Annotated in this window: 24 protein-coding genes; all 24 read left to right on the top strand. The window is 47.5% G+C overall.

Going from position 1 to position 22,167, the window contains the following annotated elements; translation table 11 throughout:
* Positions 1-69: 69 nt before the first annotated feature.
* The 24 genes from QFZ81_RS34450 to QFZ81_RS34565 all read left to right on the top strand — a co-directional run bounded on the left by QFZ81_RS34450 (position 70) and on the right by QFZ81_RS34565 (position 21,993).
* Positions 70-1,893: an ABC transporter substrate-binding protein gene (locus QFZ81_RS34450; protein WP_307436737.1), complete on the top strand. Its 1,824-nt coding sequence runs from the start codon at positions 70-72 to the stop codon at positions 1,891-1,893.
* Positions 1,894-2,086: 193 nt separating this feature from the next.
* Positions 2,087-2,716 (top strand): uracil phosphoribosyltransferase, encoded by a 630-nt coding sequence (gene upp, locus QFZ81_RS34455; RefSeq protein WP_307436734.1) that lies wholly within the window; start codon positions 2,087-2,089, stop codon positions 2,714-2,716.
* 96 nt (positions 2,717-2,812) lie between these two features.
* Positions 2,813-3,949 (top strand): non-hydrolyzing UDP-N-acetylglucosamine 2-epimerase, encoded by a 1,137-nt coding sequence (gene wecB / locus QFZ81_RS34460; RefSeq protein ID WP_307436732.1) that lies wholly within the window; start codon positions 2,813-2,815, stop codon positions 3,947-3,949.
* A 223-nt stretch (positions 3,950-4,172) separates the two neighbouring features.
* Entirely contained in the window at positions 4,173-4,394 is a 222-nt protein-coding gene (locus QFZ81_RS34465; RefSeq protein ID WP_307436729.1) for an AtpZ/AtpI family protein, read from the top strand.
* On the top strand, positions 4,391-4,774 hold the full coding sequence (locus tag QFZ81_RS34470; RefSeq protein ID WP_307436726.1) for an ATP synthase subunit I: 384 nt from the start codon (positions 4,391-4,393) through the stop codon (positions 4,772-4,774). Before QFZ81_RS34465 ends, QFZ81_RS34470 begins: the two co-directional genes overlap by 4 nt.
* A 37-nt stretch (positions 4,775-4,811) precedes the next feature.
* Positions 4,812-5,519, top strand: a complete 708-nt coding sequence (gene atpB / locus QFZ81_RS34475) for a F0F1 ATP synthase subunit A (RefSeq protein ID WP_307436723.1) — start codon at positions 4,812-4,814, stop codon at positions 5,517-5,519.
* A 76-nt stretch (positions 5,520-5,595) separates the two neighbouring features.
* Complete coding sequence (gene atpE, locus QFZ81_RS34480) at positions 5,596-5,823, top strand: F0F1 ATP synthase subunit C (RefSeq protein WP_167055274.1); 228 nt, start codon at positions 5,596-5,598, stop codon at positions 5,821-5,823.
* Positions 5,824-5,898: 75 nt separating this feature from the next.
* Complete coding sequence (gene atpF, locus QFZ81_RS34485; RefSeq protein ID WP_307436718.1) at positions 5,899-6,384, top strand: F0F1 ATP synthase subunit B; 486 nt, start codon at positions 5,899-5,901, stop codon at positions 6,382-6,384.
* A complete protein-coding gene (locus tag QFZ81_RS34490; protein ID WP_307436715.1) occupies positions 6,381-6,914 on the top strand; it encodes a F0F1 ATP synthase subunit delta in 534 nt (177 codons plus the stop codon). The genes atpF and QFZ81_RS34490 overlap by 4 nt, the downstream gene beginning before the upstream one ends.
* Before the next feature lie 32 nt (positions 6,915-6,946).
* Positions 6,947-8,461 (top strand): F0F1 ATP synthase subunit alpha, encoded by a 1,515-nt coding sequence (atpA, locus tag QFZ81_RS34495; RefSeq protein ID WP_307436712.1) that lies wholly within the window; start codon positions 6,947-6,949, stop codon positions 8,459-8,461.
* Positions 8,462-8,589: 128 nt separating this feature from the next.
* A complete protein-coding gene (gene atpG / locus QFZ81_RS34500) occupies positions 8,590-9,447 on the top strand; it encodes an ATP synthase F1 subunit gamma (RefSeq protein WP_171693077.1) in 858 nt (285 codons plus the stop codon).
* Positions 9,448-9,492: 45 nt separating this feature from the next.
* A complete protein-coding gene (gene atpD, locus QFZ81_RS34505; protein WP_171693076.1) occupies positions 9,493-10,890 on the top strand; it encodes a F0F1 ATP synthase subunit beta in 1,398 nt (465 codons plus the stop codon).
* Between the two features lie 76 nt (positions 10,891-10,966).
* On the top strand, positions 10,967-11,371 hold the full coding sequence (locus QFZ81_RS34510) for a F0F1 ATP synthase subunit epsilon (RefSeq protein ID WP_307436703.1): 405 nt from the start codon (positions 10,967-10,969) through the stop codon (positions 11,369-11,371).
* A gap of 232 nt (positions 11,372-11,603) precedes the next feature.
* Positions 11,604-11,969: an NADH-quinone oxidoreductase subunit A gene (locus tag QFZ81_RS34515; protein WP_307449247.1), complete on the top strand. Its 366-nt coding sequence runs from the start codon at positions 11,604-11,606 to the stop codon at positions 11,967-11,969.
* Positions 11,954-12,472: a NuoB/complex I 20 kDa subunit family protein gene (locus tag QFZ81_RS34520; RefSeq protein WP_029195655.1), complete on the top strand. Its 519-nt coding sequence runs from the start codon at positions 11,954-11,956 to the stop codon at positions 12,470-12,472. The genes QFZ81_RS34515 and QFZ81_RS34520 overlap by 16 nt, the downstream gene beginning before the upstream one ends.
* 482 nt (positions 12,473-12,954) lie before the next feature.
* Entirely contained in the window at positions 12,955-13,476 is a 522-nt protein-coding gene (locus QFZ81_RS34525) for an NADH-quinone oxidoreductase subunit C (RefSeq protein WP_307436698.1), read from the top strand.
* A 3-nt stretch (positions 13,477-13,479) separates the two neighbouring features.
* Positions 13,480-14,580: an NADH-quinone oxidoreductase subunit D gene (locus QFZ81_RS34530; RefSeq protein WP_307436694.1), complete on the top strand. Its 1,101-nt coding sequence runs from the start codon at positions 13,480-13,482 to the stop codon at positions 14,578-14,580.
* Positions 14,580-15,584 (top strand): NADH-quinone oxidoreductase subunit NuoH, encoded by a 1,005-nt coding sequence (gene nuoH, locus QFZ81_RS34535; RefSeq protein ID WP_307436691.1) that lies wholly within the window; start codon positions 14,580-14,582, stop codon positions 15,582-15,584. The genes QFZ81_RS34530 and nuoH overlap by 1 nt, the downstream gene beginning before the upstream one ends.
* Positions 15,585-15,628: 44 nt before the next feature.
* On the top strand, positions 15,629-16,081 hold the full coding sequence (nuoI, locus tag QFZ81_RS34540) for an NADH-quinone oxidoreductase subunit NuoI (RefSeq protein WP_029195651.1): 453 nt from the start codon (positions 15,629-15,631) through the stop codon (positions 16,079-16,081).
* Positions 16,074-16,604, top strand: a complete 531-nt coding sequence (locus QFZ81_RS34545; protein ID WP_057303738.1) for an NADH-quinone oxidoreductase subunit J — start codon at positions 16,074-16,076, stop codon at positions 16,602-16,604. Before nuoI ends, QFZ81_RS34545 begins: the two co-directional genes overlap by 8 nt.
* Positions 16,605-16,606: 2 nt before the next feature.
* Positions 16,607-16,918, top strand: coding sequence for an NADH-quinone oxidoreductase subunit NuoK (gene nuoK, locus QFZ81_RS34550; RefSeq protein WP_029195649.1), 312 nt, complete (start codon positions 16,607-16,609; stop codon positions 16,916-16,918).
* Between the two features lie 15 nt (positions 16,919-16,933).
* Entirely contained in the window at positions 16,934-18,865 is a 1,932-nt protein-coding gene (gene nuoL / locus QFZ81_RS34555; RefSeq protein WP_307436681.1) for an NADH-quinone oxidoreductase subunit L, read from the top strand.
* The gene (locus QFZ81_RS34560; RefSeq protein WP_307436677.1) at positions 18,855-20,477 is read left to right on the top strand and encodes a complex I subunit 4 family protein; all 1,623 of its coding nucleotides are present in this window, start codon (positions 18,855-18,857) and stop codon (positions 20,475-20,477) included. Before nuoL ends, QFZ81_RS34560 begins: the two co-directional genes overlap by 11 nt.
* Positions 20,478-20,481: 4 nt before the next feature.
* Entirely contained in the window at positions 20,482-21,993 is a 1,512-nt protein-coding gene (locus tag QFZ81_RS34565; RefSeq protein WP_307606325.1) for an NADH-quinone oxidoreductase subunit N, read from the top strand.
* Positions 21,994-22,167: the final 174 nt, after the last annotated feature.

The raw sequence follows: 22,167 nt of genomic DNA on the forward strand, positions 1-22,167 counted from the left end.
GGGCTGTTGACGAAAGTATGGGGGCAGACCTATACTTCTTGGTAATTCGTGTAAAAGGAGGTTGCATCCATGCAGCTTGTTTTACAGTACGTGCAGTTGAAAACAACAATAATGCGGGTCCACAATTTTCAACAAACAGATATGGATGTGCCCGTGTCCGTTGAAGAAATAGCCGGTTACCTGTATTGTACGGAACGCAATGTGAAAATATTGATTCGTAAGATGATTGAGATGGCGTGGATTTCCTGGACACCGGGTCGCGGGCGCGGTAATCGTTCTACGATCCGGTTTCTGGCTTCCGTCGAAGATCTTTTGTTTACTGAAGCGAAATTGCATGTTGAGCAGGGGAATTTGAACAGCGCGATGAGTTTGTTTCAAATAGAAGGATTGGATCCAGGAGTCATGGATCGATTCTTAGCTTGGTTAGGAAGTTACTTTGGGTATAGAGGGACCCTTGAGTCTGGCGATCCTGAAACCCTTCGATTGCCGATGCAGATGAGAGTCTTGACCCTAGACCCTGTGGATGTGCTATTCTCTGGTGATCTCCATTTCGTCAAGCAGGCTTTCGATACGCTGATCTATTTTGATCCTGCTTGCGGCAGCTTAGAGCCAGGTTTGGCGCATGACTGGGAATGTAATGAGAATGCAACGATCTGGACATTTTATTTACGTAAGCGGGTACGATTCCATCATGGTCGTGAGATGACATCGGCAGACGCGGTGTTTTCGCTTAATCGGGTGCGTACGCTAGGCACGGAAGATTCTCCAAACCGATGGCTGCTGGAATCTGTTAGAGACATCCGCGCAGTGGATCGACTGACCGTTAGAGTCGAGTTGAATGCGCCGAATTATATGTTTCCACACTACGTAAGTTCCTACCAGGCCGCGATCGTACCGGCTGATGTGTACAGTCCTCAGAAAGTGAGCGATCCAGGCATGCTGCCCGTTGGGACTGGTCCATTTCGGATTACGAGATATGATGAGGGAGGCGTAACATTCGAAGCGTTCGTGGATTATTACCGGGAGTCCGCCCACCTGGATCGTATCGAACTGCTTTGTGTTCCGGAAATGGTGAGTGAGCGAAGGTGGCAGCAGCTGAACTTCCAAATGGGCAAGCTCAGTCATTCTAAACAGCCGACACCGGCGCATTGGTGTAAAAAAGAAATCATGATGCTGGGTTCCAGCATGCTGGTCTTTAATTTACGAAAGGAAGGGCCTCAGCAGGATATCCATTTTCGTCAAGCGCTGCAGCTAGTACTTAACCGCAGCGGTATGATTAAGGAACTAGGGTTATATAATGCGATACCTGCAGCAGATTTCTTGCCGACCGATTCGCCAGTCGAACTGCCGGAAGATGACCAGCCTGAACGAGCTAGAGAATTACTAAGTCAATGCGGATATGAAGGCCAGCCGATAACGATGACTTTCACCCCAAAAAACCGTGCTCTAGCTGAATGGGTTCATGCTCGCTGCCTCGAAATCGGAATTCAGGTTGCTCTACAAGAATATTCTTTTGAGGAAATGTCCAAAGTGCATAGGATGCAATGCGCAGATATCATTGTCGGCGGGGTTGTCGCAGATGACGATGAGGCCCGTTGTCTGATTGAGATGTATAAGATAGGCAACTTGGCGCTGCGCGTTTACGCGACCGATGAACAGCGCAGAACGTTCGATGAAACCATTGCCTCCATCGAAGCTGAGCCTGACAGTCAGGTACGTTTACAACGAATCCGCTCCATGCAAGGATTATTATCGCATAACCACTCGGTCTTATTTCTTCTACATACAACCCAACAATTAGTTTATAGTCCACACCTTCAAGGTATTTCTTTCAATACGCTTGGTTGGTTCGATTTCAAGAGCATCTGGTTCTGCCCCGAAATCGTAGATTGAGCTGATCATGTTATTCCAAAGCCGCTCGGGTGAATAGTCCTAGTGGTTTTTTCTTGTAAAATGGATATTCACGGAAGCTTTGGTTTTTCAGAGGATAAGTTGGATAACATATGATATAATGGACGAGGTTTGTCGTACCATGACGATATTTTTTGTGAAATACATATAAAACTCAGCTCTTTAGGAGGAAATTATGGGGAAGTTATTTATTTGTGATCATCCGTTAATTCAACATAAGTTAACTTATATTCGGGATGAGAATACGAAAACGAAGGATTTTCGAGATCTCGTAGACGAGGTTGCGACTTTAATGGCCTATGAGATTACGAGAGATATTCCGCTTGAGCATATTCAGGTGAAAACGCCTGTGACTACAGCAGATTGCCGTATTATTTCTGGCAGAATGCTGGGACTCATTCCGATCCTGCGTGCAGGTCTGGGTATGGTAGATGGGATACTTAAGCTGATTCCTGCTGCTAAAGTTGGACATGTTGGACTCTACCGTGATCCTGACACGCTTCAACCTGTCGAGTATTATGTGAAGCTGCCGACAGATGTCCTGGAGCGGGAGTTAATTGTTATTGACCCGATGCTGGCCACAGGCGGATCCGCGAATATGGCGATTGAAGTGCTGAAACGCAGAGGCTGTACGCAAATGAAGCTGATGTGCTTAATTGCAGCACCAGAAGGGATCAAAGCAGTTCAACAAGAGCATCCAGATGTTGATATTTACGTAGCTGCCGTTGATGACTACCTGAACGATCATGGCTATATCGTACCGGGACTTGGTGACGCAGGGGATCGTCTGTTCGGCACTAAGTAATTGGCTTACGAAGTAAGCTTTCCTATGGAAAGCTCTAAAGTTAATGCTTACGAAGAATAGCTTTCCTACGGAAAGCTCTAAGGGGAGAAGAAACCGATGAAACGTTTAAAAGTCATTACGATCTTCGGAACAAGACCCGAAGCGATTAAGATGGCTCCGCTTATTTTGGAGCTGGAGAAGCATCCTGAACATATTGAGTCCCTTGTCTGTGTGACAGCTCAGCATCGACAAATGCTGGATCAGGTACTCGATATTTTCAAAATTAAACCGGATTTCGACTTGAACGTCATGAAAGACCGCCAAACGTTAAATGAGATTACGATGCGTGTATTGCAAGGTTTGGAGCCTGTCTTCCAAGAAGCTAAGCCTGACCTGATTCTCGTTCACGGCGATACATTGACGACATTCCTTGCAAGCTATGCGGCATTCATGCAGCAAATTCAAGTGGGACATGTAGAGGCAGGTCTTCGTACGTGGAACAAAATGTCCCCTTACCCGGAGGAAATGAACCGTCAATTAACGGGTGTGCTAGCGGATTTGCACTTTGCGCCAACTGGGCAATCGGCTGATAATCTGCGGAAAGAAAATAAATCTGAATCCCAGATTTATGTGACGGGGAATACGGTTACGGATGTGTTTAAATACACGGTACAGGAGAAATTTGATCATCCTGTTCTGGAATGGGCAGCGGGCCGCAAGCTGATCTTGATGACGGCGCATCGCCGTGAAGCGCAAGGTGAGCCTCATCGTCAAATCTTCCGTGCAGTGAAACGTATTGCAGATGAATTCGAAGACATTGCGATCGTTTATCCCGTACATCCAAGTCCTGCAGTCAAGGAACCCGCACATGAGATCCTGGGCAATCACCCACGCATCAAGCTGGTAGACCCATTTGACGTATTCGAGTTCCACAACTTCTATCCGCACGCCCATATGATCCTGACAGACTCTGGTGGTCTTCAAGAAGAAGCGCCGTCTTTTGGTGTGCCGGTTCTAGTTCTGCGGGATACGACAGAACGTCCTGAGGGTATCCAGGCAGGTACGCTTGAACTCGTTGGAACGGATGAGGAAGTGGTCTATGAGCGTGCTCGCGCGCTTCTAACCGATCCAGATTTATACAACAAAATGAGTCAAGCCGCCAACCCTTATGGGGATGGAAAATCGTCTGAACGCATCGTGCAAGCGATACTTTATCACTTCGGCAAGACCTCTGAGCGTCCGGAAGCATTCTAACCGTGACAAAATCATGACAAACGCTACAGCGTACAGTTCGACTGTTTGGTTTGGAAACTCGCAAACCCTAGAGCCGCAAGGCTCTGAGTGGTTTTGTAAGAAGTCACAAATGAAGTTCCGTCAATTGACAAACCTTGCATGGCTTCGATACAATGAATGAGGATTCGTAGCACTATGTCTACGAAGCGGGTTTTCCTATGTGGAAAACTCTCAGGAGGATGCGATGAAACGGCCAAATCCCAATGATAATCCGTGGCGGGCAGTAGCGTTAACTAGTGCAATTGGTATTGACCTCGTTGTTTGTTTAGGAGCCGGATATTTTCTCGGCGATTGGTTGAGTCACACACTAGGGGGACAGCTTTGGTTGTTAGGCGGATTTTTGCTCGGGCTTGTAACCGGAATCATTAGCATTTACTTCATGATAAAGCAGTACGGAGGGCTATGATGGATGACTTTTCAGCCACTCTGAAAACGGTTCAAAATGTATTTCTTTTCTTCTTATCCTTTTGTTTGGCTGCATGGGCGCTTCTTGTCGACTACAGGATTTACATTGCCGGTATTATGCTTGGTTCGATTGCGAGTATGATCAGCGCAAGGTTTTTAGCCTGGAAGATTAACAAGCTGGCAGCAGCTGCGATAGAGCAGACCGGGCGGAAGGTAACCCTAGGTTTTCTTACTAGGGCAGCAATCGCTGGGTTCGTAGGTTTGGTTGCCGTAAGGTATCCCGAACATGTTGCGTTATCTACAACGATCGTTGGATACTTTTTTGCTCAATTGGCAACACTCGTACTGGGTATTCTTTCTATTCGAAAGTCTAAGAAGTAATTCCACGATGTAACTTCAATGGATGAAAGGGGTGAAAATGGAAAACATGGAACATCACGCACCAGAATTTGAGTGGTTAGGTATTCACTTCGACGCATCTGCACTCATGATGATCGGAATTACCACCATTATCGTGCTTATCCTTGCAATCGCAGGGGCCAGCCGAGCATCGGTAACGAATCCTTCGAAATTGCAAAACTTTATGGAATGGACCATTGAGTTTGTAGAAGGCATTATTGGAAGCACGATTGGTTCGAAGCATGGCAAAGGCTTTATCGCGCTTGGTCTTACGCTCATTATGTACATCTTTATCGGCAACATGCTTGGCCTTCCGTTCTCGATCGTGACTGAAGATCATGTATCATGGTGGAAATCACCGACAGCAGATATCGCTGTAACAGGAGCGCTTACGGTTATCGTCATCTTGCTCAGTCATTATCTAGGGGTAACTCGTAATACGAAGCATTATTTCGCGCATTACTTTGAATTTAAAGGGGCTATGCTGATCCTTCATTTGATTGAAGTTGTATCGAAGCCGCTTACGCTCGCTTTCCGTCTTTACGGTAATATTTATGCAGGTGAAATTATGATATCTGTCATCATTGGGGCAGGCTGGTTTGGGATTGCGCCTCTCTTCGTATGGCAGGGCTTCAGTGTGTTCGTTGGTGCAATTCAAGCCTTCGTATTTACGATGCTAACAATGGTTTACATCTCGCAAACGTTGATTCACGAAGAAAAGCATTAAGAGTAAGACTTACCTCGGGAAGTCTCGAGTCACTTATACAAAAACAAACTTAAGAATTTGAGGGAGGATTTTATCAATGGGAGCAATAGCATTAGTAGCAGCAGGTATCGTATTCGGTTTAGGAGCACTAGGAGCAGGTATTGGTAACGGTTTGATCGTAGGTCGCGCTTTGGAAGGTATTTCCCGTCAACCAGAACTTCGTGGTACGCTTCAAACAACAATGTTTATCGGGGTAGGTCTAGTTGAGGCAATGCCGGTCGTTGCATTGGTTCTTGCGTTCATCTTTATGGGAAAAGCAGGCTAATAAATCGCTTGGCGCGGAAGGCAATAGCCTCCACGCCTTCGTTTTGCCCATGTTATCAGAAGGGAGTGACGTTACTTGCATATTGAATGGTCCACATTTTGGATTCAACTTATCGCGTTCTTAATTTTATATTTGTTGCTTTCTAAATTTGCGTTCGGTCCTCTGTTCGGCATGATGGAGAAACGCAGACAATTGGTTAAAGATCAAATTCAAACAGCAGAAACAAGCCGCAAGCAAGCTGAACTACTGTTAGAGGAACAAAAGCAAGAACTGCAAAAAACACGTAAGGAAGCTTACGAAATCATTGAGCAAGCGAAGCAAACGGGTTCCAAGCAAGCGGATGAAATTATTCGTGCTGCTGGAGCAGAGTCCGCTCGTCTCAAAGACGAAGCCCTTAAAGATATTGAAAATGAGAAGAACAAAGCGGTTGCCGCTCTTCGCAGCCAAGTTGGCGCGATGTCCGTTCTGATCGCATCCAAAATTATTGAAAAGCAAATCGACGAAAAGTCACAAGAACAACTGGTTGAGCATTACCTCAAAGAGGTAGGAGGCAACGTATGAGTGACATCGTCGTAGCGAAGCGTTATGCCAAAGCTCTGTTCGAAGTAGCGAAGGATAAAGGTATCATTTCCCAAGTTGAAGAAGAGTTGAAATCTGTAGCTAGTGCGATTAGGGACAATGCAGACTTGCAGAAGTTCCTGAACCATCCGAACATCGGGACTTCCGCTAAAACGGACCTGCTGAAGCAGATTTTCGAAGGCAAAGTTTCCGAACCGGTGTGGAACACGCTGCTGGTCTTGATTGATAAAGGAAGACAATCGATTCTTTCAGCCTTGGTTAACGACTATGTCAAGGTTGCGAATGAAGCCCTTGGACAAGCGAGTGCCATTGTTTACTCCGCATTCGAATTGACGGATGCTCAGCAAGATGAGATTGCTTCACATTTCAGCAAAGTAACAGGTAAAACGATTCGTGTTTCGAATGAAGTCGAGCCCAAATTGCTCGGTGGCGTTCAAGTGCGCATCGGTGATCGTTTATATGATGGAAGCTTGGCAGGCAAGTTGGATCGTTTGGCCAAAGCGTTAGTTTAACACAAGCACTGTAAGAATAGGGGTGAAGTTCGTTGAGTATCAAACCTGAAGAAATCAGCTCATTGATTAAACAACAGATTGAAAACTATAATTCCGATATCCAAGTGGTTGATGTAGGTACAGTCATTCAAGTTGGTGATGGTATCGCTCGTGCTCACGGCTTGGAAAGCGTAATGGCAGGCGAGCTGCTTGAGTTTCCAAGTGGCGTTCTGGGCTACGCGTTTAACCTGGAAGAAAGCAACGTAGGTATCGTTATTCTCGGACCTTACAAAGATATTCGTGAAGGCGACCAAGTAAAACGTACCGGCCGCATCATGGAAATTCCTGTAGGCGACGCACTTCTCGGCCGTGTTGTTAACCCACTGGGTCAACCAGTCGATGGTAGAGGTCCTATCGAAACAACTGGATTCCGCCCAATCGAATCCCCAGCACCAGGCGTTATGGCCCGTAAATCGGTACATGAGCCTATGCAAACTGGGATCAAAGCGATTGATGCGATGGTACCGGTTGGCCGTGGACAACGTGAGTTGATCATCGGTGACCGTCAAACAGGTAAAACAGCGATCGCAATCGATGCGATCATCAACCAAAAAGGCAACGGAGTTAAATGTATTTACGTTGCTATCGGTCAAAAGCAATCCACTGTCGTAGGTGTTGTTGAAACACTTCGTCACGCTGGCGCTTTGGACTACACAATCGTTGTAACAGCTTCTGCTTCCGAGCCTTCACCAATGCTTTGGTTGGCTCCGTACGCAGGTTGCGCAATGGGAGAGTACTTCATGTACAAAGGCGAGCACGTGTTGATCGTCTATGATGACTTGTCCAAACAAGCAGCTGCTTACCGTGAGTTATCCCTTTTGCTTCGTCGTCCACCGGGTCGTGAAGCTTATCCAGGGGATGTTTTCTACTTGCACTCCCGTCTTCTAGAGCGTGCTGCGAAACTGAATGATGAGCTAGGTGGCGGTTCTATGACGGCACTTCCTTTCATTGAAACACAAGCAGGCGATATCTCGGCCTACATTCCTACGAACGTAATTTCAATTACGGACGGACAAATCTTCTTAGAATCCGACTTGTTCTACTCAGGTCAGCGTCCAGCGGTTAACGTTGGTAACTCTGTATCCCGTGTAGGGGGCTCTGCACAAACGAAAGCGATGAAAAAAGTTGCCGGTACACTTCGTGTTGACTTGGCACAATATCGTGAGCTTGCTGCATTTGCCGCATTCGGATCTGACTTAGATAAAGCTACTCAATCGCGTTTGGACCGTGGTGTTCGTACGCTTGAAATTTTGAAACAAGGTGTTCACCAACCGATGTCTTTGGAAAAGCAAGTTGCTTCCCTTTACACGGTTGTTAAAGGGCATGTGGATGATCTTCCTGTTCAAGACGTAACGCGTTTTGAAGGTCAATTCTTGGCTTACCTGGAATCGAACCGTCCAGAAATTCTACACAGCATTCGTGATACGAAGGACATCACTCCGGATAACGATAAAGCGCTAGTAGAAGCAATTGTTCAATTTAAAAAGAGCTTCGCAGCTTCTGAATAAATCATGATGGCAGAGCTTCATGTTGAAATGGAGCTTTGTCTACCATGTTAATCCTGGGCAGGCTGATCGCCTGAATTCAGGTCTTCGAATGAAGGCTTTTCTAAGCCTCAAAAGAGAGGTGAGCAGGTATGGCAAAAGGAATGCGCGAGATTAAGCGCCAAATCAAGTCCACACAAAACACGAAACAAATTACGAGAGCGATGGAAATGGTCTCTGCAGCGAATTTGAGACGAGCACAACGTTCTGCGGAAGCAGCACGTCCTTACTCCGATAAGTTGAAAGAAGTCGTTCAAAGCATCGCAGCTGGAAGCAAAGGGATCAAACACCCGATGTTACAGTCGCGCGAAGTGAAGAAGACAGGCTATTTAGTAATCACCTCGGATCGTGGATTGGCTGGAGGCTACAACGCTAACGTGTTGCGGAAGGTCATGACCGAGATTCGTGAAAACCATAAATCAACAGCTGAATATTCGATTTTTGTAATCGGACGTAAAGGCAGCAACTTCTTTCACAAACGCAACATGCCAATTGTAGAAGAAGTAACAGGTGTTCCGGATTCACCGAAATTCGCGGATATTAAATCTGTGGCTACTGCAGCAGTGAAGAACTTCGAAAACGGAACGTATGACCAGTTGTTCTTGGTATACAACCAATTCAAAAATGCGATTACCCAAATTCCAACTATGATCCGCCTGCTTCCTATGGAAGAAGTAACTGGCGTGGCTGCTGCAAGTTATGAGTATGAGCCATCACCAGAAGGCGTTCTGGAAGTATTGCTGCCTAAATATGCTGAAACGCTTATTTACAGTGCTGTATTGGAAGGTAAAGCAAGTGAGTTTGGTGCGAGAATGACAGCGATGAACTCCGCTACGAAGAACGCAACGAAAATGATCAGCGGCTACACATTAGCCTACAACCGTGCGCGTCAAGCTTCGATTACCCAGGAAATATCGGAAATCGTTGCTGGAGCGAACGCGAACGCATGATATTAAAGCTTCTACGGAAGCAAAGCTTTTCTTAGGAGGGAAACCATGAGCAAAGGGCGCGTTGTAACAATTACAGGGCCAGTCGTCGACATTGAGTTCGAACGCGGACAACTCCCTGAAATTTTGAATGCAATCAAGATTGAAAGAAATGATAATGGCGTACTATCCACAATGACAGTCGAAGCAGCTGTTCACCTTGGTGACAACCTGGTTCGTTGTATTGCAATGTCCTCAACTGACGGACTTGTGCGTGGAGCAGCAGCTGAAGATACAAAAGCTGCAATTACCGTTCCGGTTGGAGCAGCAACACTAGGTCGCGTATTTAACGTATTGGGAGAGCCAATCGATGGTATCGAAGGCGTTGACCGTACATTTACAAGCGGCATTCACAAAGAAGCTCCAGCTTTCGAGAACTTGTCGACAAAAGCAGAGATTCTTGAAACAGGAATTAAAGTTATCGACCTTATGGCTCCTTATGTTAAGGGTGGTAAAATCGGTCTCTTCGGCGGCGCGGGTGTAGGTAAAACCGTAACGATGCAAGAATTGATCCACAACATTGCACAAGAGCATGGCGGTATCTCCGTTTTCGCAGGCGTTGGAGAGCGTACTCGTGAAGGTAATGACCTTTACCACGAGATGAAAGACTCCGGCGTTATCGCAAAAACAGCGATGGTATTCGGTCAAATGAACGAGCCTCCAGGCGCGCGTCTTCGCGTAGCTTTGTCCGGTTTGACAATGGCTGAGTATTTCCGTGATGAAGAAGGCAAAGACGTTCTTCTTTTCATCGATAACATTTTCCGCTTTACTCAAGCAGGTTCTGAGGTTTCCGCATTGCTGGGCCGTATGCCATCAGCAGTAGGTTACCAACCGACTCTGGCAACAGAGATGGGTCAACTGCAAGAGCGTATTACGTCCACGAAAAAAGGTTCCGTTACTTCCATTCAAGCGATTTACGTTCCTGCCGATGACTATACGGATCCGGCTCCAGCAACGGCTTTCGCTCACTTGGACGCAACAACGAACTTGGAGCGTAGTATTGCTGCAGCAGGTATTTTCCCTGCGGTAGATCCACTTGCTTCCTCTTCCCGTATCTTGACGCCAGAAATACTTGGCGAAGATCACTATAAAACAGCACAAGGTGTTAAACGAATTCTTCAACGTTACAAAGAGCTTCTGGATATTATCGCAATCTTGGGTATGGATGAGTTATCCGATGAGGATAAATTGACTGTACAGCGTGCGCGTCGTCTCCGCTTGTTCTTGTCTCAGCCTCTTCACGTTGCTGAGCCGTTCAACGGTTTCCCAGGTCTTTATGTTCCATTGAAAGAAACTGTGCGCAGCTTCAAAGAAATCCTTGAAGGTAAGCACGACAACCTTCCTGAAGTGGCTTTCCACAACGTGGGAACGATCGAGGACGCTATCGAGAAAGCAAAAACACTGTAAGTTTGGCTTAATGCCAACGCAGTAATGCTTACGAAGCCAGTTTTGCCTAGCAAAACTCTAAGGGAGGAGAATCCAAGTGAGTACATTCCTACTGGAAATTGTTACTCCGGAGCGCAAAGTGTACGCTGAACAAGTGAACATGGTTAGCGTGAAGGGTGTCGAAGGGGAGCTTGGAATTCTGCCGAATCACATTCCACTGGTCACTCCATTGAAAATTGCGCCTATTACTGTGAAGAAACAGGGCTCTAAAGACGAAATCATCGCGGTAAACGGCGGTTTCATGGAAGTGCGCAAGGATAAGGTGGTTATATTGGCGGAAAGCGCCGAGCTACCAGAACAAATTGATATCGATCGTGCGAAAGCAGCGAAAGAACGTGCGGAGAAGCGTATAGCCGAAACCAAACAAGATAACGTTGACTTCAAACGTGCGGAAGCTGCTTTGCAAAGAGCAGTAAATCGTATCAGTGTGTCCGGGAAATAATAGATGTTTGATGAAAAGCGGGGGAACTTTGGTTCCTCCGCTTTTTTTTCGAATAGGAAGATTAAAAAAAGATAATTATGGAAAATCTACTCACTAGGAATGAAAAGTGGGGTTTGGAATTAGTCATCGACGCCCAAAAGGCTTTTTGTTATAATATTGAAGGTGAATATTACCAAAACTAGTAGCACGCATAAGAAAAGCAAATACGAATGGAGGCGGTTACATTCACATGATGTATACAAATAACTATGTAATCGTAGCGATCTTTCTAGGATTAGGTATTCTTCTCCCTATGATAGCGCTAACGGTAGGCAAATGGTTGAGACCGAGTAAACCCGTCGATGAAAAGTATACGACGTATGAGAGTGGTAATGAGCCTGTAGGTGAGGGACAAATCCGGTTTAACATTCGTTATTATTTATTTGCTTTGATGTTTGTTATCTTTGATGTGGAAACCGTGTTCCTGTATCCGTGGGCTGTTGCTTTTAATCAGCTTGGACTATTTGCCTTAGTGGAAATGTGTATTTTTGTAGCCTTGCTTGCCATTGGATTAATATACGCTTGGAAGAAGAAGGTGCTGCAATGGACTTCAGTCTAGAGTCAATATCTCCCGAAGAACGGGAAGAATTAAACCGTAATGTCTTTATGACGACACTGGAGCAAGTGAAAGCTTGGGCTCGCAGTAATTCGCTTTGGCCGTTAACTTTTGGTCTGGCCTGTTGTGCCATCGAAATGATGGGTACCGGCGGATCCCACTATGATTTAGACCGTTTCGGAGTCATCTTCCGTACGTCTCCTAGACAATCTGATGTCATGATTGTGGCGGGGACTGTAACGAAGAAAATGGCTCCTTTGCTGCGCCGTCTTTACGAACAAATGCCTGAACCGAAATGGGTCATTGCGATGGGGTCCTGCGCTACTGCAGGCGGACCTTATGTGAAGTCGTACTCCGTCGTTAAGGGAGTTGACCAAATTGTTCCGGTTGATGTTTATATTCCGGGTTGTCCACCGAACCCGGCCGCACTCATTTATGGGATAAACAAGCTTCAGGAGAAGATTCGCTATGAAGCGAAGACTGGGAAGCAGGTGACCAATCGATGAGTGATGAGAAGAAGCCGGAGGAGAAGGTAGCCCCGTCTCCAACTGATGATGGAAAGAAAGTGAATGAATCGCCTTTAGAGGAAGCAATCGCTAAAGTGGGCGATCTTCCGCCGGAGGCGCGCGCGAGTAAGACGCCGCTTAGCGCGGACGTGCAGGCTGCGGTAGATCGCGCGGCGGAGAAGCAGGCCGCTGACCCGGCTGCGCAGACGACGAGCGAGCCGAGCGATGCGCCTGCGGCTGAGCTTGCGGAGCAAGATCCTGGCAGCGGCGACGCAGACGCAGCGAAGGGCAGTGACGCGGCAGCGGAGCGCGCCGCGGCGAGAGCCGCCCGCCTCGCTGCGCGGGCGGCCGCTGAGCCGACGGGCGAGCCCGCGTCGGCAGCAGCACCAACCCCAGCGTCTGCGGATGCTGGGGACGACGAGAAGGCGGCCAAAGTCCAGGCCGCCGCAGAAGCACGCGCTGCGCGAGCTAGCGCGCGCGGGGTGAAGCCCGAGTCGGCGGAGCCTGAAGCGCCGAAGGAGCCTTCACCGAACCAGCCGCTGCTTGATCGGCTGGTCGCGATTTTGAAAGCCGACGTTGGCGAAGACACCGTCGTCGACGCATTCATCAACGAAAGGGATGCGCATCGTCCTTACGTAGTCATTCACAGCTCACGTTGGCTGCAGGCCGCGCTGACGCTCAGGGATCATAAAGAGCTTCGCTGCGATTACTTGCGCAATCTGTCGGGCGTTGACCAAGAGACGCACCTAGAGGTGGCGTATCATCTGTTATCCCTCACACACAAGCATGAGTATTGTGTGAAAGTGAAAACAGATCGAGAGCAGCCAAGCATTCCTTCTGTGGCTCCAGTATGGGCTACCGCAGATTGGAATGAGCGGGAAGTGTTCGACCTACTGGGTATCGATTTCCCAGGTCACCCTAACTTAGTAAGAATCATGATGCCTGACGATTGGGTCGGCCATCCACTGCGCAAAGATTACGAACCGCTTGACCCGGAGGTGTAGCTCGTGTTACGGACAGAAGAACTCCTGTTAAACGTTGGTCCTCAGCATCCTAGTACGCACGGGGTTTTCCGCGTGATCGTGAAGTTGGATGGAGAGGTTATTAAAGAAGCAATACCCGTGATGGGCTATCTACATAGAGGAACAGAGAAATTAGCGGAGAACCTTAGCTATACACAAATTATTCCTTACACGGACCGTATGGATTACGTATCGGCGATGACAACCAACTACGTGCTAGTGAATGCCGTAGAGAAAATGATGCAGCTCGAAGTACCAGAACGAGCGGAGTTCCTTCGCTTAATCGTGATGGAGCTTCAACGTATCGCCTCTCACATGGTGTGGTGGGGAACCTATTTGTTGGACATTGGCGCGATGAGCCCGTTCTTATATGCGTTCCGTGATCGGGAAATTATTATCGATTTGTTCAACGAATTATGCGGCGCTCGTCTAACCTACAACTACATGCGTGTAGGAGGGGTGAAGTGGGACGCTCCAGAGGGTTGGATCGATAAAGTTAAGAAATTTATTCCTTATATGTACGGTAAATTGGAAGAGTATCACACGTTAGTAACGGGGAATGAGATATTTCTATCCCGTATCAAGGGTGTAGGCAAGTATGATGCAGAGACAGCCATTGCGTATGGCCTTAGCGGCGCTAACTTGAGATGTACGGGTGTAGACTGGGATATCCGCAAAACGCAGCCGTACAGCCTGTACAGCCGCTTTCAGTTCGACGTGCCTGTTCGCAGCGGCGGCGATTGCTATGATCGTTACTTGCTTCGTATGGAGGAAGTTAAGCAATCCCTTCGTATCCTGGAGCAAGCTGTTGAGCAGTTTCCCGAGCAAGGCGAGACCATGGGCAAGGTGCCTAGAGTCATTCGTCCTCCAGAAGGGGAAGTGTATTCGGCTATTGAGTCTCCGCGCGGGGAAATTGGCTGCTATATTATTTCCCGAGGCAAAGCAGAGCCTTTCCGTTTGAAATTCCGAAGACCTTCCTTCGTGAATCTGCAAATTTTGCCCAAGCTGCTGGTCGGTGAGTCGATGACCAACTTGATTACGATTCTAGGCGGCATCGATATTGTCGTTGGGGAGGTGGATGCCTAATGGTGAATTTATTGGAGGAGAGTCTAACATGGACGAACTTCTTCGTTTTCCTGTTCTGGGGCATCGTCATGCTGATGCTTGTCCTAGGCTTCGTAACCTATGCGATTTACTTCGAGCGTAAGGTTATCGGCTGGATGCAGATGCGGATCGGACCGAACCGAACGGGGCCTTTTGGGCTTCTGCAAAGTGTTGCGGATGTCTTCAAGCTTCTAATCAAAGAGGATACAATTCCTAAAAAAGCAGAGCGCGAGCTTTTCATTCTGGCGCCTATCATTACGTTTATTCCTTCGTTCACAATTATTGCGACGATTCCATTTTCGGATCGTTTGTTTAATGCGAATTTGAATGTCGGTCTGCTCTTTTATGTAGCCCTAACGGGGATTTCTACGATTGGTATCATCCTTGGCGGTTGGGCATCGAATAACAAATATGCGCTGTTAGGCGGTATGCGTTCCGCGGCTCAAATGATTAGTTATGAGGTACCGCTCGTCATCTCCGTTATTGGTGTCATCATGATGACAGGTAGTTTAAATCTACATACAATTGTTGATCATCAAACAGGCGGTTTCTGGCATTGGAATTTCATTCCTCAGATTCTGGGCTTTATCATTTTTGTTATAGCCGGAGTCTCGGAGCTCAATCGAACGCCGTTTGACTTGCCGGAAGCGGAGTCTGAGCTGGTTGCTGGTTACCATGTGGAATACAGTGGTTTCCGCTTCGCTTTTTTCATGCTATCGGAGTATGTTTACGTGTTCGTCATTGCTTCCCTTACGAGCTTGATTTTCCTGGGTGGATGGCACTCGCCGTTCCCATTCCTTGATTTCATTCCGGGTATTATCTGGTTCCTGCTGAAATTCTCTTCGGTTGTGTTCTTCCTATTCTGGCTGCGCGCGACGCTGCCCCGGGTACGGGTAGACCAACTCATGGGATTCGGCTGGAAAGTGCTGCTTCCATTGGCACTGGTTAATATGCTGATTACGGCGATCGTAATGACCATCACATAGCTTACGAATCAAGTTTCCTACGGAAACTCTAAGGAGGGAAACGAATGAAGGGCATAATGAAAGGTTTAGGCGTAACGTTTAAAAGTATGACGCAGAAAAAAATAACGTACGCATATCCTGACGTTCCGATTAAAATGCCGGACCGCTTTCGCGGTATTCAATATTTTGATCCAGAGAAATGCATTGTGTGTAATCAATGTGCACGCGTTTGTCCGACGGAGTGTATCACCCTAACAGGTAAAGCGAATCCTGACCCAGAGAAAAAGGGTAAGGTTATCGATACGTACGATATTAACTTCGAGATTTGTATTCTGTGCGATCTCTGCACTGAGGTCTGTCCGACAGAAGCAATCGTCATGACGAACAATTTTGAGCTGAGTACCTACAGTCGTGATGATTTGTTCAAAAATATGCAGTGGTTAAGCGAAAACACGCAAAATATCCGTCAAGAGAACAACTCAGCTTTGCCAAAAGGGGGGGCCAAGAAAGATGTTTAGCGGAATTGGTGATTTCTTATCCAACGGTTCAAGCTGGGCTTTCTTCGTCTTCGCTCTACTCGCAATTGGCGGAGCTATCTTCATGATTTCATTTACCAAAGTCGTTCACATGGTCATTGCCGTTGCCCTTACGTTTATTAGTTTGGCGGGGCTGTATGTCATTCTGGAGGCTGAGTTTGTAGCTTTCGTGCAAGTGTTGATCTACGCAGGTGCAATCTCGATTCTGATGATTTTCGGCATTATGATGACGAGGCACAGACAAGGGGAAGAAGAGGAGCCTAAGCGTCCTTGGCATGAAGGCCTAGCGATTATTGGTGCTTTGGGATTGTTCGGAGTGTTGTTTTATGCCATTCAAAAAACGACCTTTGTCGCTTCGGGTACCCTGGATGCTGGCAAGGATAACACACTAGAAATCGGAAAACTGCTCTATAACGAGCACGTTATCCCTTTCGAAATCATGTCGGTGCTGCTGACGGTAGCCTTCATCGGTGCCATCGTGGTCGCGAAGAGAGAGGAGGATTAGCTGTGGGCAACATTATTACTCCCTATCTCACGCTGGCGGCAATCCTGTTCTGCATCGGCTTATACGGTGCGTTAACGAAGAAGAACGGGGTTATCGTCCTGCTTTCGATTGAGCTTATGCTGAATGCGGTGAACTTGAATTTGATTGCCTTTTCGAAGCTTGGTGACCATCCGGCTCTTACCGGACAGATTTTCTCGCTTTTCAACATCACCATAGCTGCTGCTGAGGCGGCTGTCGGGATCGCGATTCTAATTACCATTTACAGAAATAAAGGGACAGTAGAAGTTACGGATTTGGATTCTATGAAGCGCTAGGAGGCTAACAAGGATATGGTATCGGACTATTCACAGTACGCCTGGCTCATTCCGTTGTTTCCGCTGCTTGCTTTTCTAGCGCTTACGGCTATGGGACGTCAATTAAAAGATCTAGGTATTTACATCAGTATTTTCGCGATGCTGGCATCATTTATCGTGGCTTTGCTGATTTTCGTTGAACGAATTGGCGGTAAAGTGGAGGATTACACGTGGAATAAGCTGCATTGGCTGCAAGTGGGCGATTTCACGCTGAATATGGGCTTTGAGGTTAACAATCTGAACGCCTTGATGCTCGTGATTGTCACACTGGTGTCTTTGCTGGTGAACATTTATTCCAAGGGTTATATGAAAGGCGACGAGCGAATTCATGTATTTTTTGGCTATATCGCTTTGTTCTCCTTCTCTATGCTTGGTCTTGTTATCTCGGAAAATATGCTGGAGCTGTACATCTTCTGGGAGCTTGTAGGGGTATGTTCCTTCCTGCTCGTCGGATTCTGGTACTTCAAGCCAGAAGCGAAGGCTGCTGCGAAAAAGGCATTCATCGTTACCCGTATCGGGGACGTTGGCCTATTTATTGCCATTCTGCTGTTGTACTGGTACATGCCAGGGCATGCACTTGATTTCACATCTATTCATAATGCTTTTACAACGGGCAAAATCGACCCAACGATCATCACATGGATTGCTATTCTGATCTTCATCGGGGCGATGGGTAAGTCTGGTCAATTCCCGCTGCATACGTGGCTGCCCGATGCTATGGAAGGTCCAACGCCGATAAGTGCGCTAATCCACGCAGCAACGATGGTTGCCGCTGGGGTGTACCTCGTTGCGCGTACCTTTGATATTTTCCACGCATCGCCGGATGCTTTGCTTGTTGTAGCATATGTGGGTGGTTTCACAGCGATTTTTGCGGCCACGATTGGTATTGTTCAGAACGATATCAAACGCATTCTCGCCTACTCGACCGTGAGTCAACTCGGTTATATGATGATGGCACTCGGGATTGGCGTTTCCTACACGTCTGGTATGTTCCATTTGTTCACGCATGCCTTCTTCAAAGCGCTGCTCTTCTTGGGCGCAGGCAGTGTGATTCACGCTGTTCATACGCAGGACATTAACGAAATGGGCGGCTTATCCCGCAAAATGAAAATCACGACCTGGACATTCGGCATAGGCACGCTGGCACTGTCAGGTATTTTCCCTTTCGCAGGGTTCTGGTCGAAGGATATGATCTTGACGGAAGCCTACGAGCATAACCAGCTCTTGTTCTGGGTCGGTGTCATTGCTGCCTTCTTCACAGCGTTCTATATGTCGCGTCTGTTTTTCCTCGTGTTTATGGGATCGCCTAGAGGCAAAGCAAAGACTACTGATGACGATCACGACGATCATGGTCATGCAGCGCATACCGCTCATGAACCCCATGAATCTCCGGCAACAATGACCACGCCATTGATTGTTCTTGCTGTGCTTGCTGTTGTTGCGGGCTTTGTGAATACACCGTTTAACGAATGGCTCAGTCAGTGGTTGACCGGGCATGATCATGATGAGAAAGCCAATTGGACCGTTATTATTTTGTCCACACTGGCTGGTGTGCTTGGAATTGGGCTCGGTTACTTGATCTACCTCAAACGTACGATTCCGCGCGATGTGGTTTCCAGTAAAATGCCGTGGCTGTATACGCTGCTGAATCGTAAATATTTCATTGATGAAATTTATGATGGTGTCATTGTAAAACCGCTTCGCGGTTTAGGCTGGATACTCGAATTGTTTGATGTGTATATCGTTGACGGTATTGTGCGTTTGATCGCCTTTACTGTGGTCGGACTAGGGCGTCTAGGCTCGCGTCTTCAAAATGGTCAACTACAAACCTATGGTGTCATCATGATTTTGGGGATGCTGATTTTGGTACTCGCCATCGCAGGAAGGAGGTTCATCCATGCTGGCTAGTATACCCATCCTAAGTATGATCGCCTTCTCGCCTCTTTTGGGCGTTCTGGTCTTGCTCTTCATCCGTGGTGATCGAGGCCGATTGATTAAAACAATTGGTATTGTCACGACACTGATCCCGCTTATTCTGGCGGCTTGGTTGTATAGTGATTACAATTATCAGGGTGATCCGATTCAGTATAAAGAACAGCTGGACTGGATCAAAGTTCCGCTTAATCATGAGGGAATTCAGCAAATTACTTCGTATTTCTTCGAGTTTAAGTATTCGTTGGCGGTTGACGGCATCTCCTTGCCTCTGGTGTTTCTAACCGCACTTGTATCGTCAATGGCTGCTTTAGCTTCGGTGTATATCAAGAAACGTTGGAAAACGTACTTCATTCTGTTCTTGCTGCTGGAAACCGGTATGTTCGGAGTTTTCTTATCACAGGATCTCTTCTTGTTCTTCTTGTTCTTCGAAATTACGCTCGTACCGATGTTCTTCTTGATTGGTATTTGGGGGTATATGAATCGGGAGCAAGCTGCTAACCGCTTCCTGCTTTACAATGGACTTGGCTCGGCGATCATGTTGATCGCGTTCTTAATCCTCGTCAGCACGGCTGGATTCAACCAAGTGCCTTCGCAGACAGAAGCTGTTATTTACTACAGCGGTGACATTCATACGATTGCACATAATTTGCTGCAAGATCCCACCGCTTATGTCAATCAAGAAGGATCGCCGTTCTTCCTTAGTCAGAGCATGAAATGGACCGTGTTTATTATGCTTCTGGTTGCCTTTGGCATTAAGCTGCCAATCTTCCCGTTCCATACATGGATGCTCAAAGTACATACAGAGGCTCCGCCTGCTGTTGTTATGATTCACTCCGGAATTTTGCTGAAAATGGGGGCCTACGGCCTCATCCGATTCGGCATTCTGTTCTTCCCTGGGGAAGCCAAGCAGTGGGCCTGGATGCTGGCGCTCCTCGGCGTCATCAATATCGTGTACGGCGCGATTCTCGCCATGGTACAAAAGGACTTCAAGCTCGTGCTGGCCTACTCGAGTATTAGCCACATGGGCATCGTCCTGCTGGGTCTCGCCGCGTTCAATGTGTCGGGCCTGCAGGGCGCCGTGTTCCAACTGATCTCACACGGCCTCATCTCGGCCCTGATGTTCTTGCTCGTAGGCAGCATCTACGAGCGAACCCAAACGACGCAGCTCGACCAATTAGGCGGTCTCGCGTCGTCCATACCGTTCATCAGCGGCATTCTGCTGGTCGCTGGTATGGCATCGCTCGGATTACCGGGCTTATCCGGCTTCATCAGTGAGTTCCTCGCGTTTCTCGGACTCTTCGAAACGCACCGAGTATACGCGATAGTCGGTACACTTGGGATCATTTTTACCGCGGTTTACGTGCTGCGCGGGGTTCTGAACATCACGTTCGGCCCTAAACAGCCGAACCTGCAGCTGCAAGGCATACGCGACGCCAGATTAATCGAGGCCGTGCCGATGATTACATTGGTGGCGTTCATTCTCTTGCTCGGTGTATACCCAAGCGTGCTAAGTCAGCCGCTTCAGCAAACGATAGGCAGCTTGGATCAATTGATCCAAAGCGTTGCCGGGAAGATAGGAGGTTAGACCAGTGGAACAGATAAGACTCCATGTCGCTGATTTAGTGCATCTGCTCCCTGAGCTTTCGCTGGTTGCCACTGCGATCATCCTATCTCTCTTGGATTTGGTCCTTCCCAACAGGCTTAGTCGCTCGATAATTGGATGGCTGACGTTGGTTGGCATCGCTATTTCTGCGATATTCGTTGTTCTACAGTTGAATCCAGAAGAGGCTATTGGGCTGCTCAATAATAGCTACAGAGTGGATGATTTCTCGAATCTGCTCAAATTGTTCACTTTATTAGGTACTGGCTTCGTTGTCTTGATGAGCTTAGGCTTCATCAAAGAAGAGGCCATTCCACATGTCGGGGAGTATTACTACTTCTATCTGCCCGCCGCGCTCGGTGCGATGATTATGTCATCCTCGGGAGACCTTATCACGCTGTACGTTGGGTTGGAGCTGCTGAGTATTACTTCGTACTTGCTCGTAGCTATGAAGAAGAAAGATAACAAATCTAACGAGGGTGCCTTCAAGTATTTGGTCATGGGCGGTATTTCATCTGCGATCATCTTGTATGGCATGTCCTTCCTATACGGGATGGTCGGTTCCAGCAATCTGTCGCAGATTGGTGCTGCTCTTCCATCACTCGTAACTGCTTACGAGCCGTTGCTCTATGTAGCATTCTTCATGTTGTTGGCTGGCTTCGGCTTCAAAATCGCCGCTGCCCCGTTCCACAGTTGGGCACCGGATGTGTACCAAGGCGCACCGACGCCAGTCACGGCATTTTTGGCCGTCGTGTCCAAGGGTGCCGGCTTCGCCATCCTATTCCGCGTATTCTACGTGCTGTTTGGATTTAGCAGCTTTGAAAACAGCAGCTTTCAATCGGACGTGTTCCTGGCCATATCGGTCATGGCTGCCATCGCGATGGTAACCGGTAATTTCATTGCGCTGAAGCAAACGAATATGAAAAGGCTTTTGGCCTACTCAGGAATTGCCAATGCAGGTTACTTACTCGTTCCGATTGGAACTTACTTTTCCGGTACCCATTACGCGAACTTTTCTGAATTTATTTTCTATCTGATCGCGTACTTGTTTATGAATATCGGAGCTTTTGCTGTGCTGATGATTATTGAGCAAGCGGAAGGGCATACCGAGGCGAAGGGGTTTGGTGGTCTCTATTACAGGGCCCCAATAACAGCCGTAGCTATGGTGCTCATCGTGCTTTCTTTGGCTGGTATTCCTTTATCTGGCGGGTTTTTCGGAAAGCTCTACATCATCCTGGGAACAATGCAGACCCAGCACTATTGGTTAGGGGGACTGATGATAGCTACCAGTGTGGTATCCTTTTACTACTATTTTGGCATCGTACGCCAAATGTTTATGCGCAGCGATTACGAGCCTGCCGAGATTAAGGTGTCGATTCCATTAGGGATAACAGTTTGGTTATGTGCCCTCATCAGCGTGGCGCTGGGCGTTGTTCCACACCTGATGTTGAAAGGCATCGAAGCCATTTTCACCTTGACGAAGGATTTTCTGATTATGTAAATTTATGAATAAGCCTTTCCCTGCTTAAAAAGTGGGGGAAGGCTTTTTTGCGTTGATTTACGCGTTCGGCTGATTCCAGATGAATGAGTCATTTATCGCTTTTGCAGCAAATTATTCCAAGGGCTTCACGGCCTGTCATTTCGATGTACAATATACAGGAGAATGATTGACCGC

Origin of the sequence: Paenibacillus sp. V4I9 (assembly GCF_030817295.1) — a bacterium.
GTDB lineage: Bacteria > Bacillota > Bacilli > Paenibacillales > NBRC-103111 > Paenibacillus_E.

Excerpts from the sequence above, each read along its gene's own strand:
- QFZ81_RS34450 (WP_307436737.1), top strand. The coding sequence starts at position 70 with ATGCAGCTTGTTTTACAGTACGTGCAGTTGAAAACAACAATAATGCGG.
- upp (WP_307436734.1), top strand. The coding sequence starts at position 2,087 with ATGGGGAAGTTATTTATTTGTGATCATCCGTTAATTCAACATAAGTTA.
- wecB (WP_307436732.1), top strand. The coding sequence starts at position 2,813 with ATGAAACGTTTAAAAGTCATTACGATCTTCGGAACAAGACCCGAAGCG.
- QFZ81_RS34465 (WP_307436729.1), top strand. The coding sequence starts at position 4,173 with ATGAAACGGCCAAATCCCAATGATAATCCGTGGCGGGCAGTAGCGTTA.
- QFZ81_RS34470 (WP_307436726.1), top strand. The coding sequence starts at position 4,391 with ATGATGGATGACTTTTCAGCCACTCTGAAAACGGTTCAAAATGTATTT.
- atpB (WP_307436723.1), top strand. The coding sequence starts at position 4,812 with ATGGAAAACATGGAACATCACGCACCAGAATTTGAGTGGTTAGGTATT.
- atpE (WP_167055274.1), top strand. The coding sequence starts at position 5,596 with ATGGGAGCAATAGCATTAGTAGCAGCAGGTATCGTATTCGGTTTAGGA.
- QFZ81_RS34490 (WP_307436715.1), top strand. The coding sequence starts at position 6,381 with ATGAGTGACATCGTCGTAGCGAAGCGTTATGCCAAAGCTCTGTTCGAA.
- atpG (WP_171693077.1), top strand. The coding sequence starts at position 8,590 with ATGGCAAAAGGAATGCGCGAGATTAAGCGCCAAATCAAGTCCACACAA.
- atpD (WP_171693076.1), top strand. The coding sequence starts at position 9,493 with ATGAGCAAAGGGCGCGTTGTAACAATTACAGGGCCAGTCGTCGACATT.
- QFZ81_RS34515 (WP_307449247.1), top strand. The coding sequence starts at position 11,604 with ATGTATACAAATAACTATGTAATCGTAGCGATCTTTCTAGGATTAGGT.
- QFZ81_RS34520 (WP_029195655.1), top strand. The coding sequence starts at position 11,954 with ATGGACTTCAGTCTAGAGTCAATATCTCCCGAAGAACGGGAAGAATTA.
- nuoH (WP_307436691.1), top strand. The coding sequence starts at position 14,580 with ATGGTGAATTTATTGGAGGAGAGTCTAACATGGACGAACTTCTTCGTT.
- nuoI (WP_029195651.1), top strand. The coding sequence starts at position 15,629 with ATGAAGGGCATAATGAAAGGTTTAGGCGTAACGTTTAAAAGTATGACG.
- QFZ81_RS34545 (WP_057303738.1), top strand. The coding sequence starts at position 16,074 with ATGTTTAGCGGAATTGGTGATTTCTTATCCAACGGTTCAAGCTGGGCT.
- nuoL (WP_307436681.1), top strand. The coding sequence starts at position 16,934 with ATGGTATCGGACTATTCACAGTACGCCTGGCTCATTCCGTTGTTTCCG.
- QFZ81_RS34560 (WP_307436677.1), top strand. The coding sequence starts at position 18,855 with ATGCTGGCTAGTATACCCATCCTAAGTATGATCGCCTTCTCGCCTCTT.